Source organism: Candidatus Pseudothioglobus sp. uisw_142 (assembly GCF_059512465.1).
The window spans coordinates 1,045,412-1,059,662 of the sequence record NZ_CM183452.1 but is presented as its reverse complement, the minus strand read 5'-3'; the positions used below and the strand labels follow the sequence as shown (position 1 = coordinate 1,059,662).

Annotated in this window: 18 protein-coding genes; 10 read left to right on the top strand and 8 right to left on the bottom strand. The window is 35.3% G+C overall.

Annotated features, from left to right (window positions below; translation table 11 throughout):
* Position 1 precedes the first annotated feature (1 nt).
* A complete protein-coding gene (locus tag AC5YGB_RS05425) occupies positions 2-409 on the top strand; it encodes a uracil-DNA glycosylase family protein (protein ID WP_496136870.1) in 408 nt (135 codons plus the stop codon).
* Positions 397-1,089 (top strand): epoxyqueuosine reductase QueH, encoded by a 693-nt coding sequence (locus tag AC5YGB_RS05420; protein ID WP_496136869.1) that lies wholly within the window; start codon positions 397-399, stop codon positions 1,087-1,089. The genes AC5YGB_RS05425 and AC5YGB_RS05420 overlap by 13 nt, the downstream gene beginning before the upstream one ends.
* Here the strand turns inward: AC5YGB_RS05420 and argF are convergent.
* The gene (gene argF / locus AC5YGB_RS05415; protein ID WP_020027690.1) at positions 1,086-1,988 is read right to left on the bottom strand and encodes an ornithine carbamoyltransferase; all 903 of its coding nucleotides are present in this window, start codon (positions 1,986-1,988) and stop codon (positions 1,086-1,088) included. The genes AC5YGB_RS05420 and argF overlap by 4 nt on opposite strands.
* Positions 1,989-1,997: 9 nt before the next feature.
* Positions 1,998-3,161, bottom strand: coding sequence for an acetylornithine/succinylornithine family transaminase (locus AC5YGB_RS05410; protein WP_496136868.1), 1,164 nt, complete (start codon positions 3,159-3,161; stop codon positions 1,998-2,000).
* Between the two features lie 326 nt (positions 3,162-3,487).
* On the opposite strand from AC5YGB_RS05410, the gene hpf reads away from it, so the two are divergent.
* The 7 genes from hpf (at position 3,488) to AC5YGB_RS05375 (ending at position 7,694) form a co-directional block, all read left to right on the top strand.
* A complete protein-coding gene (gene hpf, locus AC5YGB_RS05405) occupies positions 3,488-3,781 on the top strand; it encodes a ribosome hibernation-promoting factor, HPF/YfiA family (RefSeq protein WP_020024694.1) in 294 nt (97 codons plus the stop codon).
* Between the two features lie 80 nt (positions 3,782-3,861).
* On the top strand, positions 3,862-5,217 hold the full coding sequence (mgtE, locus tag AC5YGB_RS05400) for a magnesium transporter (RefSeq protein WP_496136867.1): 1,356 nt from the start codon (positions 3,862-3,864) through the stop codon (positions 5,215-5,217).
* A 17-nt stretch (positions 5,218-5,234) separates the two neighbouring features.
* Entirely contained in the window at positions 5,235-5,540 is a 306-nt protein-coding gene (locus tag AC5YGB_RS05395) for a putative signal transducing protein (protein WP_496136866.1), read from the top strand.
* 24 nt (positions 5,541-5,564) lie between these two features.
* Positions 5,565-6,185 (top strand): LysE family transporter, encoded by a 621-nt coding sequence (locus AC5YGB_RS05390; protein ID WP_496136865.1) that lies wholly within the window; start codon positions 5,565-5,567, stop codon positions 6,183-6,185.
* Positions 6,186-6,198: 13 nt separating this feature from the next.
* Entirely contained in the window at positions 6,199-6,609 is a 411-nt protein-coding gene (locus AC5YGB_RS05385) for a VOC family protein (protein WP_065353407.1), read from the top strand.
* Positions 6,610-6,628: 19 nt separating this feature from the next.
* Positions 6,629-7,258 (top strand): LysE family transporter, encoded by a 630-nt coding sequence (locus tag AC5YGB_RS05380; protein ID WP_496136864.1) that lies wholly within the window; start codon positions 6,629-6,631, stop codon positions 7,256-7,258.
* Between the two features lie 16 nt (positions 7,259-7,274).
* Entirely contained in the window at positions 7,275-7,694 is a 420-nt protein-coding gene (locus AC5YGB_RS05375) for a GNAT family N-acetyltransferase (RefSeq protein WP_496136863.1), read from the top strand.
* Positions 7,695-7,731: 37 nt separating this feature from the next.
* Here the strand turns inward: AC5YGB_RS05375 and ehuD are convergent, their stop codons facing one another.
* The 3 genes from ehuD to ehuB form a co-directional block, all read right to left on the bottom strand.
* Positions 7,732-8,394: an ectoine/hydroxyectoine ABC transporter permease subunit EhuD gene (gene ehuD / locus AC5YGB_RS05370; RefSeq protein WP_020024687.1), complete on the bottom strand. Its 663-nt coding sequence runs from the start codon at positions 8,392-8,394 to the stop codon at positions 7,732-7,734.
* Positions 8,395-8,396: 2 nt separating this feature from the next.
* Positions 8,397-9,065: an ectoine/hydroxyectoine ABC transporter permease subunit EhuC gene (gene ehuC / locus AC5YGB_RS05365; protein ID WP_020025330.1), complete on the bottom strand. Its 669-nt coding sequence runs from the start codon at positions 9,063-9,065 to the stop codon at positions 8,397-8,399.
* Positions 9,066-9,184: 119 nt separating this feature from the next.
* On the bottom strand, positions 9,185-10,027 hold the full coding sequence (ehuB, locus tag AC5YGB_RS05360; RefSeq protein WP_020024685.1) for an ectoine/hydroxyectoine ABC transporter substrate-binding protein EhuB: 843 nt from the start codon (positions 10,025-10,027) through the stop codon (positions 9,185-9,187).
* Between the two features lie 138 nt (positions 10,028-10,165).
* Here ehuB and AC5YGB_RS05355 point away from each other — a divergent pair, with 138 nt between their 5' ends.
* Positions 10,166-10,630, top strand: a complete 465-nt coding sequence (locus AC5YGB_RS05355) for an Lrp/AsnC family transcriptional regulator (protein ID WP_020027402.1) — start codon at positions 10,166-10,168, stop codon at positions 10,628-10,630.
* Here the strand turns inward: AC5YGB_RS05355 and ehuA are convergent.
* The 3 genes from ehuA to AC5YGB_RS05340 all read right to left on the bottom strand — a co-directional run bounded on the left by ehuA (position 10,623) and on the right by AC5YGB_RS05340 (position 14,173).
* Complete coding sequence (gene ehuA, locus AC5YGB_RS05350) at positions 10,623-11,399, bottom strand: ectoine/hydroxyectoine ABC transporter ATP-binding protein EhuA (RefSeq protein WP_496136862.1); 777 nt, start codon at positions 11,397-11,399, stop codon at positions 10,623-10,625. The two genes, AC5YGB_RS05355 and ehuA, sit on opposite strands and share 8 nt — an antisense overlap.
* 30 nt (positions 11,400-11,429) lie before the next feature.
* Positions 11,430-13,718, bottom strand: a complete 2,289-nt coding sequence (locus tag AC5YGB_RS05345) for a molybdopterin-dependent oxidoreductase (protein WP_496136861.1) — start codon at positions 13,716-13,718, stop codon at positions 11,430-11,432.
* Positions 13,719-13,864: 146 nt separating this feature from the next.
* Positions 13,865-14,173 carry a winged helix-turn-helix transcriptional regulator gene (locus AC5YGB_RS05340; protein WP_020025334.1) on the bottom strand — a complete coding sequence of 103 codons (309 nt, stop codon included), beginning with the start codon at positions 14,171-14,173 and terminating at the stop codon, positions 13,865-13,867.
* Positions 14,174-14,251: the final 78 nt, after the last annotated feature.

Sequence of the window (14,251 nt, the reverse complement as noted above, 5' to 3'; positions counted from 1 at the left end):
GATGCAGTCAAGAAATGATTATCTCGAAGCGCTTGGAATTCCAGACTTTTTGTACTATAAAGTCGATTCTACTTCCAGTATTAAATCTCCAATAAGCATTATGGTATTAGAGTTAAGTTCAAAGGACTCTTTTTGCGAAGCCGGTAATACTCGAGATTTGCTAGTTAAAATGTTGGCTTCGATTGGTCTCGATTTGAATAGTGTTCATCTGGCTTCGATTGAAACAAGTAATCTTGACAGTTTTATTGCCGATAATCCTGCTCAGGTTGTATTGGTTATGGATTCAACATTTAAGTCAGATAAGTCATCTCTTTTTTCGACATACCATCCAAGAGATGTTATTAAAGACTCACATCTTAAGCGTGAAACTTGGGAAATTTTAAAAAAGGTAAAACAATGTCTCAAGTAGATTACTCACTTAAATCTTACAAAAGACCAAAGCTTGAAACGCCAAATGGCGAGAAAAAACTTTTGCTGCATTCATGTTGTGCTCCTTGTGCTGGTGAAATCATGGAGGCGCTTGCGGCTTCTGATATTGATACGACGATTTATTTTTATAATCCGAATATCCATCCTAAGGATGAGTATGAGCTCAGAAAAGATGAAAATATTCGCTTTGCAGAAAAACTAGGCATGCCAATTATTGATGCAGATTATGATAGGGAAGAGTGGTTTGAAAGAACCAAAGGTCAAGAAAATGAACCTGAGAGAGGAGAGAGGTGTTCTACTTGTTTTGATATGAGATTTCAAAAAACAGCTAAATTTGCATCTGAAAATGATTTTGATATTATTTCATCCACACTCGGTATTTCTCGATGGAAGGATATGAATCAAATCAATGAGTCCGGTGCAAAATCTTCAGCGCCTCATAAAATTCCATACTGGGATTTCAATTGGCGTAAACAAGGCGGCTCTTCCAGAATGCTTGAATTATCCAAAAAAGAAAACTTTTATCAGCAAGAGTACTGTGGGTGCGTCTATTCTTTAAGGGATACAAATAACTGGCGCATTGCCAAAGGGCGCAATAAGATTGAGCGAGGAGTTAAGTTCTATCAAGAGGCTAAGCTTAAGCTTTCACAAATCGATTAGTTCTCGATCAAATATAATAATAATGATTTTTGAACGTGAAGGCGATTTTCAGCTTCACTCCAAACAACGCTTTGATTCCCATCTATAACCTCAGAGCTAACCTCTTTTTCGCGATAGGCTGGTAGACAGTGCATAAAGATGGCATCCTTTTTAGCTTGATTCATCATATTTTGGTCTACTTGAAAGCCCGTAAAGGCTAATTCTCGTTGCTTTTTCTCAGATTCTTGGCCCATACTAGTCCAAACATCGGTAACGATTATGTCAGCATTTTCACAAGCCATCAAAGGATCACTGTAAAAGTTAATGTTCTTTTTGTAATTTTCAATGAACAATTCAGATGGCTCATACCCCTTGGGCGTTGCAATTGATAATTCAAAATCAAAGATTCCAGCCGCCTGCATATAGGTTTGACAGACATTGCAACCATCTCCAATCCAGGCAATCTTTTTATTTTTGATTGAACCATTCATTTCTTGATAAGTCATTAAGTCAGCAAGTATTTGACAAGGATGCGATTCATCTGACAGAGCATTAATGACTGGTTTACTAGAATGCTTAGAAAACTCAATAATATCTTCATGTGAAGACAGTCTGAGCATAACTGCATCAACCATCGAACTAATAACGATTGCACTATCAGTAATGGGCTCTCCTCTTCCTAGCTGAATATCTTTTTCAGATAAGAAAAGTGACTGGCCACCAAGCTGAGTCATTCCTGCCTCAAAAGAGACTCTAGTTCTTGTTGATGATTTATCAAAAATCATAGCTAATGTTTTATTTTTTAGAGTGTCATTGATTTGACCAGATTTATGCTCTTTTTTAAGCGATATTGCTTGGTCAATAATCCCCTGTAACTCTTTTAAGCTGAGATCGTCAAAGTTAATGAAATGTTTAATCATAATTATTTCCTAGGCGCTAATTAGCTTGATGAGTTTGCTAATTAATATATTAATTTCTTCTTTCGTAATTATCAAAGGTGGCAACATTCTTATAGTAGTTCCAGTCACATTAATAAGAAGGTTGTCTTTCAAAGCTTTTTTGACTAGTTGACTGCAATCAATAATATTGCTATCAAGACCAATTCCAATCATTAGTCCTTTGACACGAAGTTCTTTAACAGCAATATTATTTTTTATTTTGTTGTCAAATTCTGACCTAAAGTACTCGCTCATTTTATTGACGTTTTCAAGTACATTTGTGTTTTTAAATACATCAAGAACACCAAGTGCTGCTGAGGTCACTAATGGATTTCCACCAAAAGTAGATCCGTGAGTACCTGGAGTGAGCATTTTTGAGGCTACTCCTTTTGCTAAGCACGCACCAATGGGAACTCCATTGCCAAGGCCTTTGGCGAGACATAGGATGTCTGGGGTAATTTTGTTATGCTCATGAGCAAAAAGTTTGCCAGTTCTCCCCATGCAAGATTGAACGCCATCAAGAATTAACAACCATCCATTTTTATTGCATACCTCTCGAACTTTATTTAAATAATCATTTTTTGGAATGATAATTCCAGCCTCTCCCTGAATTGGCTCAACCATAACAGCAACCACATTAGTATTACTTTGATATTCACTAATGGCTTCAATGTCATCATAATTAACATGAATAAATTCACTCATTAATGGCGCAAATCCAGCCTGAACTTTGCTTTGTCCTGTAGCAGAAAGTGTCGCCATTGTGCGTCCATGAAAGCCTTGATTAGCAGTTATAATTACAGGTTTTTCAATGTCTTTACTTCTGGCAAAAAGCCTTGCAATTTTTATTGCTGCTTCATTGGCTTCAGCGCCAGAGTTTGAAAAGAACACTTTATCCATGTTGGCTAGAGAGCAGAGATCTTTAGCAAGCTTTTCCTGATTTCCAATTCTATAAACATTCGAAGTATGCAGAAGTTGCTGCGATTGATTGATAAGGTTTTTTGTTATAACCGGGTGACAATGACCCAGGTTCACAACTCCAATACCTGAAAGAGCATCAAGATACTGATCTCCTTTTGTGTCAGTTAACCAGCATCCCTCTCCTTTGACAAAGGTCACCTCGAGAGGAGAATAGTTAGACATTAAGTTGGACATAAATATTATATTATTAGTTAAACAAAAAAAGCCCCATAATGGGGCTTTTGAAACTAGGTCTTTTTTTGATTTAAGACAAATTAGCCGCCATTAATAAACAATACTGAAGACAAGATCTTCGAGAATTGAGTCGTCTGGTTTTGCAAGATATTGTTGGCATTCGAGTTTCATAAATCCTAAAAGAAATATTATAACCTAAATGTAGTAGGGATATTTTCTGTAATTGTTTAAATATAAAAGATAAAAAAGTTAAATAAGAGATGCATTTTATGACACAATATAAATGCAAGAAAAACAATTTTATTTCATTAATCTAAGGAGTAAAAATGCAATTAAACCTTTCTGGTCATCATCTCGATATTACATCTGCCATCAGGCAACACACAAGCGATAAGCTTTCCAAAATTAAACATCACTTTGACAATGTAATGAACGTCAATATGATTTTAGAAGTTCAAAAAGATATTCAGACTGCTGAAGCGACCATTCATGTCAGTGGTGCAGACTTATTTGCAAAAGCACAAAGTAATGACATGTATGTTTCTATAGATCAGCTAATCAATAAATTAGATTCTCAAATAATTAAACATAAAGAAAAACTACATAACCACAGAGCTTAGCTCATATAAATTATAATATGTTGTAATAGCTGCATACCAATTCTTGATTGTTATGCAGCTCAAAACAACTGGTAATAGATATGGTTGAGATTGAACTGACGAGTTTCGAAGTAAGTCTCCAAAATTTGATGATTGCGCTTGAAGCATCTGACTATGATGAGGCCAAACAACAAATTAAAGATCTCCATCCCGGAGAAATTGCACTCTTACTAGAAGCAATACAGCCCAAAGATCGCTCGGTCCTGTGGCCAAGCATTGAAATTTCAATTCAAGGGGAAATTTTAAAAGAGGTTAGTGAGGATGTTCAGTCTCAACTTATTAGTGAGATGACCGTTGATTCACTTGTCAAAGCTACTGAAAAATTAGATACTGATGACTTGGCTGACATTGTTCCTAATATGCCTGAGTCTGCTGTTCATAGTCTTTTATTGACACTTGATTTTAAGCATCGTGAGCGTCTTAACAAGATTCTGAGTTATCCAGAAGATTCAGCCGGTGGTTTAATGAATACTGACTTTATAACTGTCAGACCAGATGTATCAATCAGGGCAGTAATCAGATACTTAAGATTGCTCAAAGAAATGCCTATTGATACGGATCAAGTTTTTGTAGTTGATCGAAATTTTAATTATCTTGGATCTTTATTAATAACCTCCTTGTTAACTGAAGAACCTGAACGAATGGTTGAGACATTAATCAACAATGATTTTTCCAAGCCAGTTAGTGCTGACACTGATGAAACAGAGGTTGCTCTCTTGTTTGAACAAAGGAATCTGATCTCTGCTCCAGTAATTGATGAAAATAATCAGCTGGTTGGAAGGATAACGATTGATGATGTTGTTGATGTCATCCGTGATCAGGCAGAGCACTCAGTCATGTCAATGGTGGGTTTGGATGAAGATGAGGATGTGTTTGCACCAATCATTCAAAGTTCAAAAAGAAGAAGCGTTTGGCTTGGAGTAAACCTAGTCACTGCTTTTATAGCTGTGTATTTTATTGGTCTTTTTGAAGCCACATTGCAACAGAAAATTGCTCTTGCAATTTTAATGCCGGTTGTTGCTAGCATGGGTGGTATTGCTGGCACTCAAACCTTAATTATAGTGACTCGAGGCATTGCAACCGGAAGAGTGACTACTGCCAATATTAAGACTTTAATTAATAAAGAGGTTGCTGTCAGTGGATTAAATGGAATTATTTGGTCTATAGTAATTGGCTTAATTACTTATTATTGGTTTGCAGATTTACTTTTAAGTCTAATTATTGCGTTAGCAATCATAACGAATTTAGTTGTTGCGGCTTTTTCAGGGGCTTTTTTACCGCTACTTCTCTCAAAACTAAAAATTGATCCTGCACTAGCTGGTGGCGTTATTTTAACAACCATTACCGATGTTATTGGTTTTGTCGCTTTTTTAGGTCTCGCTGCTCTATTTATCTAGAAAGTTACCAATACTAAATGAAGCTAATTTATACCCACGAAAATCGAATCATGGCTCTTAATATAAGAAATGTGCTTATCAATCATGGATTTGATGTCGCCCTTAATAATGAGTTTGCTTCAAGTGCATCAGGAGGGCTAGCTCCCTTTGATACCTGGCCTGAAGTTTGGTTATTGAAAGATGATGATTTTGATAATGCTAAAAAAATCATTGAATCCATATCTTATAATTCTAAACAAGCAGCCTGGGAGTGCAAGAAATGTCAGGAGGAGAATGATGAATCATTTGATTACTGTTGGAAGTGCCATGAAGAAAATGAATAATTTAATTTAAAAGTATAAAAAGTAATGGAATTAACAGTTTGGTTAGGTTTATTGGCTTCGGCACTTTTCATTAGTATTTCTCCAGGTCCTGGGGCTATATTTTCAATTAGCCAAGGTACACAAAACGGCTTTAAGAGAGCATTAATTGCTGTAGTTGGTTTACAGCTTGGTTTGATGAGCCAGATTGTTTTTTTGCTATTTGGCTTAGGAATTCTAATTGATCAGTTCCCTTCAGTTTTCATTGTGATAAAAATCATTGGTATGGCTTATTTGATCATTCTAGGACTTATGCAATGGCTTAAAAAAATAGAACAAATAGCAACTCCAGAAAATCAATTAAAGGGTACATTTAGTCCTTTGAAAGCACTTTTACAAGGTTTCTTTGTTAACCTAACGAATATAAAAGGAACAGTTTTTTTTCTTGCTTTAATCCCTTTATTTATTGATCTTACAGCACTAAAGTTATCTACGTGTTTGATATTTATCTCAACGCTAATTGTAATAGATTTGCTAGTAATGACTGGCTATGTAACCCTTGCTGAGCTATCTAAAACTTTACTATCAGATCCAAAAAAAATATTATGGCAAAATAGACTCACTGGTGCCACATTAATTCTTGTTGGATTAGTGATGGGTACTTCCTGATTAATATATTGATATGAGCATCTTTCATCTAGCATATACAGTAAGTGATCTTGATTCTGCAAGACAGTTCTATGGGGAGCTTTTAGGCTGTAAAGAGGGAAGAAGTTCAGACACTTGGGTTGACTTTAATTTCTTTGGGCACCAGCTTTCATTGCATGTTGGCGAGTCAGGTTATAGAAGTAATACAAACTCAAAGGTGGATGATGTTTCTGTTCCAATGCCTCATTTTGGGTGTGTATTGGAGTGGAATAGTTTCCATGACTTGTCGACTAGGCTTCAATCCAAAGGGTTGACATTTATTATTAGTCCTTCAGTTCGATTTAAAGGCTTAGCTGGAGAACAAGTGACTATGTTTTTTGAAGATTTTTCTGGCAATGCACTTGAATTTAAAGCTTACAAAAATCCTTCTGAGGTATTTTCTTAAATAATGATGAAAATGAATAATGTTTGATGTTTTGAGTCAAGAGGTAATTATTGCTTTTATCGCTGCTTCAGTAGTACTAAGCTTTGTGCCTGGTCCAGATAATATCTTTGTAATGACTCAGTCAGCATTAAGGGGACGGAGAGTAGGTTTTTTTACAACTCTTGGGCTATGTACTGGACTAGTGGGGCATACTCTCTTGGTAGCTGTTGGAGTAAGCGTTATTTTCCAAACCAGTGCTATTGCGTTTAATGGTTTAAAAATATTGGGTGCATGCTATCTTGTTTATTTAGGATGGTTGTCTCTAAAAAATGAGGAGCTAGTTCTTGGTGAAAGCAAAGAAAAAAGTACCAATCAATCCTATTATATTACAGGCATAATCATGAATCTGACCAACCCAAAGGTTGCTCTTTTCTTTCTGGTTTTTTTGCCGCAATTTGTTAATGTTAGTGGGGGCAGTGTTACTATTCAAATCCTAACACTTGGTCTATTATTTATTTTAAGTGCGCTATGTGTTTTCTCATCGATTGCATTTCTTGGAAGTTTTCTTGAGAGTTTTCTTAAAAAATCAAAATCAGTTGGAAACAATATAAATAAGCTAGCCGCATTCGTTTATTTTGCTTTAGCAATTAACTTATTTTTTGTATCTTAATAGTTATGAAATTAATATGAATATTGAATCCAAAATTTGCGACTATAAGGACAATGAAAAAGATATCTGCAAAATAAGGTTTGAGGTCTTTGTTGATGAGCAGAATGTTCCAGAAGAGCTTGAAATTGATGGATTAGATGATGAAGCAAAGCATGTACTGGCTTATTCTGATGATGAGCCAATTGGAACTGGAAGGATATTAATTGATGGACACATTGGAAGGGTTGCTGTTCTAAAAAAGTATCGCGGACTTGGAATTGGTAAGTCCGTCATGCAAGAGCTTATTACATGGGCTCAAAAAAACAATCTTGAGAAGCTTTGGTTATCATCTCAATGGCATGCACATAGTTTTTATCTAGATCTTGGCTTTGTATGCGAGGGAGAGATATACGAAGAAGCAGGTATTGACCATATCAAAATGTATAGAGTCCTCTAAAGATATTGAGATTAGACTTGTTGACTCATAAATTGACTTACGCCGTCTTTGCTTGCTTAAACTTCTTTTCTAGTTTCATCGCTAACATTGCTGATGGTATTGAAACAATCAAAAAGAACACTCCTACTAAGGTCATTGGTTCTAGATAGGTGTAATGACTATTACTATACTGATCGGCAGCTCTAAATAATTCAACTACTGTAATTGCTGCTAATAATGGTGTTTCCTTAAACATGGTAATGAGATAGTTTGCAAGAGGTGGAATCATTGGCGGTATGGCCTGAGGCAGGATAACATTTTTCCAGGTTTGAAGTGGGTTATAGTTAAGTGACTTTGCTGCCTCCCACTGGCCTTTAGGAACATTGTCAATACCAGCTCTAAAGACTTCTGAAGTATATGTACTAAAATGAATGCCTAATACAATTACACCACATGTGAAGGCTTCTAAGAATATTCCAAAGTCTGGTAGAACATAAAATACTACATAAAGCTGAACTAAGATTGGCGTTCTTCTAACAAACTCAGTAATCCAGTAGATTGAAATACGTGTAAGCTTACTTTTTGACATTTTGACAATAGCTATCCCTAGTCCCAATACATAAGCAAGAAGTGAAGCAACAATAGTAGCTTGAATAGTTACTAATAAACCATCTGCTAGTTGCGGCAGAACAGCGAATGCATGATCCCAATTCCACTCCATAATTATTTATCTCCTGCGGTCATAATATTTCTACCTTTAGAAAACTTTTTAGCAATCAGATCTACTATCTGAACCAAAACCGTAGCAATAATAAAATAAATAACAAGTATGAGTAAAAATGGCTCTAATGTTAATGCAGTCTGAACCCTGATTATTTGAGCCATAAATGTAAGGTCTGAAATAGTAATCAGTGAGGCAACTGCTGTTAATTTTAAAAGCTCAATAAGTAAATTTCCAAATGTAGGAATCATGATTGGAATAGCTTGAGGAATAATAACGTATCTATATTTTTTTAAGCTTGAATAGTTTAAGGCTTTGCATGCTTCATGCTGTTCCTTACTGACTGCAAGTATTGCTCCTCGAACGACCTCTGAACCATATGCGCCGACGTTAAGGCCACAAGCTACTACACCAGCAGTCAAGGCATCAAAATATATGCCCCACATTGGTAATACGAAATATATAAAAAACATTTGAACGAGAGCAGAACTGCCTCGGAAAAATTCTAAATAAATGATTGCAATTACTCTAACTGCAGCAAATGAAGAAATCCTTGCAAGTCCAACAATAAAAGAAACAATTAGAGCTAATATAGCTCCTAATACAGTTAACTGGACTGTTGTAATCGTTCCTTTAATAAGAATTGGGTAGAACTCTAAGACTTCATTCATAAAAAAATTTTAAAAAAAACCTGCCCTGTAAATATTACAGGGCAGATTAGGTTGTAAAGTAAATTCTAATTAGATCTACCCCGAGTATCTTACAGGGAAGATTAAATTATAAAAACAATTTACATTCCATCAGGACATTGTGTCAAGTAGGATTTACTAGCAGTTGCTTCTGCAGAGAAACCATAAGGCTCAATTATAGCTGCAAATTCACCAGTAGCTTTCAACATAGCCAAAGCCATATTGTATTCAGATCTAAACTCTAAATCATCCTTGTTAAATGCTGCACCAGCACAACCCATTGGAACACCAGTAACTGGCATTATTAATTCAAGGTTTGGATCATTAGTCTTGTTAAGAAGATCTGCTGTACCTAAACCAGATAGAGCAAATACATCAACTCTACCTTGTTGAAGCATTTTTATACCACTTGGAGGTGCATCAAAATAAATAATTTGATCAGCACTTACACCACGCTCTAAAGCATATTTCTCTTCAGCACAACCAGCACAAGTAGTCATTTTTAATGCAGGATTAGCTGCAATGTCTTCATAAGTTAGTAGGTTGTTTGGATTGCCAGCTGGAACCGCAAACGCCTCTGCACCACAAAGGTCAGGCTCAGAATAAATAATAGACTCACATCTACCAGGCTTAATATAAAGACCAGAAGTTGCCATATCAACTCTTCTTGCTTGAAGCGCTGGAATCATAGCACCGTACATAATAACTTCAGCTTTAAGTTCTGGAACACCCAGGACTGCAAGCACAGCGCGTGCAACATCTGGTGCAGCTCCAGTCACATATCCATCAGATTTGATATCACTATAGGGAGGTTCATTGGCAACAGCAACTGTTGCGTAACCTTGTTTCTTAAGTTTTTTTAATGTATCAGATTCTGCAGATGAAGTCTGCGTGAAACCTAGTACAAGAAAAAAACAGGTAAATAACGTAATAATTTTTTTCACTACTTTCTCCTTTTTAATTAATTGGGAAATGAAGTTTAACATTAACACAAAGATTAGAATTATTTTAATAAGATATTTTTTGCATAATTAACGCATAATTTAAGATTATTTAAATAAATTATGTGATAATCGAGATATATGAAAAATTTAGACAGTTTTGATCGAAAAATTCTAAAAATTGTTCAGAGTAACAATAGAGTTACCTCTGAGAAATTAGCAAAAGATGTAGGGCTTTCATCATCAGCATGCCAAAGAAGATTAAATTCAATGCGTAAGGATGGAGTCATCAAAAAAGATGTTTCAGTTCTTGATAGAAATAAACTAAATAGAAAAATAACTATAGTGGTTCAGATTCTGAGTGATTTTGAAAGCACAGAGCATGATAATAAGTTTAAAAAAGCAATGCAAAAAGCTCCAGAAGTGATGCAGTGTTATTATGTAACGGGTGATTATGACTACGTTTTGACTGCTACCTTTGAGGAAATGGGTGACTATGAGGAGTTTACAAAAAAGTATTTCTTGGAAGACCCCAATATAAAGCGCTTTAACTCAATGGTTGTTATGAACCAAGTGAAAGAAAATTCGACTATTCCAATTAATTAACGTTGTTAATAAACTTCTTTAAAAATTCTTTAGTTCGCCGCTCTTTAGGATCTGAAAACATATCATCAGGGGCGCCAGACTCTACAATCTGACCACCATCAAAAAACAATACCCTGTCAGCAAACTCCCTGGCAAAATTCATTTCATGAGTTACAGTCAGCATTGTGGTGTCAGAATCGGATGCCAATTTGCGCAGAACGGTTAATACTTCATCAACAAGTTCCGGATCTAGGGCCGATGTAACTTCATCAAACAACATAATTTTTGGATCCATAGCAAGCGCTCTTGCAATTGCTACTCGCTGTTGTTGTCCACCTGATAATTGGTGAGGATAATGATTAATCTTGTCACCCAGGCCAACCAAGTTAAAAAGTTCTTCTGCTTTTTCTTTTGCCTCAGCTTCAGATTTCTTTTTTATTAAAGTTTGTGGCTGCTTCACATTTTCTATTGCAGTTAAATGAGGAAACAGATTGAATTGTTGGAAGACCATACCAATATGATCTCGCATCTTATGTAAATGATTTTCAGAAGCAGGAATAATTTTTCCATCACTTTTTTCATGCCACAAATATTCATCATTAACTGAAACAAAACCATCATCAATAGTTTCTAGCGTCATTAGAATTCTTAAAATTGTTGTTTTTCCTGAACCACTAGGCCCAATTAAGGCTAATTTTTCTCCATCTTTAACTTCCATATTTAAATTGTTTAAAACTTGTAAATCACCAAAAGACTTTGAAACATTTTCAAACTTTATAATATTTTCCATAGAATGTATTTAATTAATATTTGAGTTAAGTTATTTAAGATTTTCTGGACTTTTAAATATGTTGACGTCCATAATTTCTTCCTTGTTTGCTTTTTTTAATTCAACCAAAGTTGTGTGACATGAAGGACCTTGACCTAAAGATGAAGTTCCTATGTCCTTAGTCAGCACATTGGGATTTCCATGTCTCTCAATGTTTAAATCATAATCTGGATCAAACCATGCACCAGTTGATAAAACAACAACTCCAGGCATCACATTGTCAGAAATATTTGCTCCAGCCAAAACTTTGCCACGAGCATTATATAACAGAACAATATCACCATTTTCAATATCTCTGTTTAATGCATCATTAGAGTTAATCAAAACAGGCTCCCTTCCATTTATTTTGCTATTTTGGCTGTCCAAGCCATTATCAAGCTGACTATGAAGCCTATGCTTTGGTTGACTTGAAATGAGATGTAATGAGTAGTTTTTAATGTTTCCTAGCCACTCATAGGGTTCAAACCAGTGGGGATGAGATAAACAATCTTTTAACTGAAAACTTTCAATAGTCTTAGATGATATTTCGATCTTGCCTGATGGCGTTTTTAATGGAAATTTATTTGGATTTTTTCTAAAATCAGACAGCATAATATTTTCAATTTTTGGAGCAGGTAGCTCATAGAAGCCTTTTTCCCAAAATTCTTCAAAACTCGGTAAAGTTAAATTTTTTTCTTTAATAGCCTCTGAACTTTTTTCCCATATATATTGTATCCAGTCCATTTCACTTTTATTTTCAGTAAATGAATCTAAAAAGCCAAGTTTTTTCGCTAGTCCAGAGAATATTTCATAATCAGTTTTTGAATGTTTAAAGCTTTGCATGGCGCACTTATTGGCAACAATTGTTGGATCCCTTGGATTGAGCATTAAATCATTGCGCTCTAGGGCGGTATTAGCTGGAAAAATAATATCAGCATGGCGAGCTTGCGGGTTCCACCAAATTTCATTAACAATAATTGTATTAGGCTTTTGCCAAGCCTTGACAAGTCTATTAAGATCCTGATGATGATGAAAAGGATTTCCACCTGCCCAATAAATTAATTTTATGTCAGGATATCTTAATTTCTGACCATCATAATCAAACTCTTCTCCTGGGCTTTCTAGCATGTCAGTTATTCTTGCAACTGGAATAAAATCTTTTACCTTGTTTGTTCCTTGAGGTAAGCTTTTCCATGGCATCCTTTGAAATGAATCGCCTGTACTATTTACGCTTGAATATCCAAACCCAAAGCCACCACTTGCAGTTCCTATTTGCCCTAACATGGCTGCAAGAGTAATCCCCATCCACAATGGCTGTTCTCCTCTTGAAGCTCTTTGAAGGCTCCAAGATATAGAAATCATTGTTTTTTTTGTAATTATTAGGTCGGCTAATTCATAGATTGTTTTAACTGGAATACTAGTAATACTTGAAGCCCACTCAGGACTGCATTCTTGGCTATCTTTTTTACCTAATACGTAATCTGCAAAACTATCAAACCCTACTGTGTAATCCCTAATAAAGTCCTTATTGTAAGAGTCATTTTTGATCAAAATGAAAGCAAGAGATAACATTAAAGCGGTATCTGTATTGGGTCTAATTTGAACTTGCTTAGCATTTAAAAAATCAGGAGAGTCAGATATCAGAGGGCTAATATTTACAAATTCAACCCCATTATCAAAGCACTTTTTTATACCTAACTCAGTGGTGTGTTTTCCAACTCCACCAGCTGAAACTTTAGAATTTTTTAAGGGCATTCCGCCAAACATTAATACTAACTCACAGTCTGAAGATAAAGCATTCCAAGTAGTGTGATCCTCTAATGTTGAATAAAGATCCGCACCAATTATATGGGGTAGAAGAGTTTGGGCTGCGGCATAAGAGTAGCTTTGAAAAGAAGAACTAAAGCCTCCAAATAAATTAAAGAAACGATTAACTTGACTTTTTGCGTGATGAAATCTGCCAGCACTTGCCCATCCATAAGAGCCAGCAAAAATAGCTGAGTTGCCATACGTATTTTTTGTTTGTAAAAGTTCCTCAGAAGCGAGTTCAAATGCTTTATCCCAGCTTATAGGGATAAAGTCATCTTTACCTCTTTTGCCATCACTTTTGCCTTTATTTTCCAACCATCCTTTTCTTACAAACGGTTGAGTAATTCTTAGACTGTCATTAGCAGCATCAGCTAAGCCCAAGCCGAATTTAGTGGGGGAGGAGTCTAGATTCCAATTCGCTAACTTTATTTTTTTATTAGCATCTCTTGAAAAACTATATGTTCCCCAGTGTGTGCTCACATAATTTGACATTGAAAAATCAAATTCATTAAATTAATCTGATTTTAACACCATGTCTCTGAAAGCTAGTTTAATAATAATAGTCTAAAAACTGAAAATCAAAGTAGTCACATTGTTAATTAATAACTTTAAACTTCAAAAAAAGATCTAATTTAAAGTCATTTTTTGCAAGCCCAATTACAAAGTTCAGTGAGTACTGGAATTCCCGATTTTCCAAACGCAGTCAAGGAATACTCAACTTTAGGCGGAATAACTTCATAAACTTTTCGTTTTATAAGATTATCTTTTGCCATTTCTTTGAGTTGTTTAGAGAGCATTTGTTGAGTAATATCTCCAACAGCTCTCTGAAGTTCTCCAAATCGCATTTTTTTTTGAGACAATTGCCAGAGAATACAAAGTTTCCACTTCCCTCCAATAAGTTTTATAGCGGCAGTTGTAGGTGCTTCATTTATGTTAATTTTTCTCATAACAGTATGATATTAGTTAGTAGTATTAGTTTAGTTTGTACTTGTAAAATTGTAATATACCACTAAAATACATTCCTT

Bases quoted from the DNA above. Each gene is read 5' to 3' on its own strand.
- AC5YGB_RS05390 (WP_496136865.1), top strand. From the start codon at position 5,565: ATGGAATTAACAGTTTGGTTAGGTTTATTGGCTTCGGCACTTTTCATT.
- AC5YGB_RS05420 (WP_496136869.1), top strand. From the start codon at position 397: ATGTCTCAAGTAGATTACTCACTTAAATCTTACAAAAGACCAAAGCTT.
- AC5YGB_RS05410 (WP_496136868.1), bottom strand. From the start codon at position 3,161: ATGTCCAACTTAATGTCTAACTATTCTCCTCTCGAGGTGACCTTTGTC.
- ehuA (WP_496136862.1), bottom strand. From the start codon at position 11,399: ATGGAAAATATTATAAAGTTTGAAAATGTTTCAAAGTCTTTTGGTGAT.
- AC5YGB_RS05395 (WP_496136866.1), top strand. From the start codon at position 5,235: ATGAAGCTAATTTATACCCACGAAAATCGAATCATGGCTCTTAATATA.
- AC5YGB_RS05340 (WP_020025334.1), bottom strand. From the start codon at position 14,173: ATGAGAAAAATTAACATAAATGAAGCACCTACAACTGCCGCTATAAAA.
- AC5YGB_RS05375 (WP_496136863.1), top strand. From the start codon at position 7,275: ATGAATATTGAATCCAAAATTTGCGACTATAAGGACAATGAAAAAGAT.
- hpf (WP_020024694.1), top strand. From the start codon at position 3,488: ATGCAATTAAACCTTTCTGGTCATCATCTCGATATTACATCTGCCATC.
- AC5YGB_RS05345 (WP_496136861.1), bottom strand. From the start codon at position 13,718: ATGTCAAATTATGTGAGCACACACTGGGGAACATATAGTTTTTCAAGA.
- argF (WP_020027690.1), bottom strand. From the start codon at position 1,988: ATGATTAAACATTTCATTAACTTTGACGATCTCAGCTTAAAAGAGTTA.
- mgtE (WP_496136867.1), top strand. From the start codon at position 3,862: ATGGTTGAGATTGAACTGACGAGTTTCGAAGTAAGTCTCCAAAATTTG.
- AC5YGB_RS05385 (WP_065353407.1), top strand. From the start codon at position 6,199: ATGAGCATCTTTCATCTAGCATATACAGTAAGTGATCTTGATTCTGCA.
- AC5YGB_RS05425 (WP_496136870.1), top strand. From the start codon at position 2: ATGCAGTCAAGAAATGATTATCTCGAAGCGCTTGGAATTCCAGACTTT.
- AC5YGB_RS05380 (WP_496136864.1), top strand. From the start codon at position 6,629: ATGTTTGATGTTTTGAGTCAAGAGGTAATTATTGCTTTTATCGCTGCT.
- ehuC (WP_020025330.1), bottom strand. From the start codon at position 9,065: ATGAATGAAGTCTTAGAGTTCTACCCAATTCTTATTAAAGGAACGATT.
- AC5YGB_RS05355 (WP_020027402.1), top strand. From the start codon at position 10,166: ATGAAAAATTTAGACAGTTTTGATCGAAAAATTCTAAAAATTGTTCAG.
- ehuD (WP_020024687.1), bottom strand. From the start codon at position 8,394: ATGGAGTGGAATTGGGATCATGCATTCGCTGTTCTGCCGCAACTAGCA.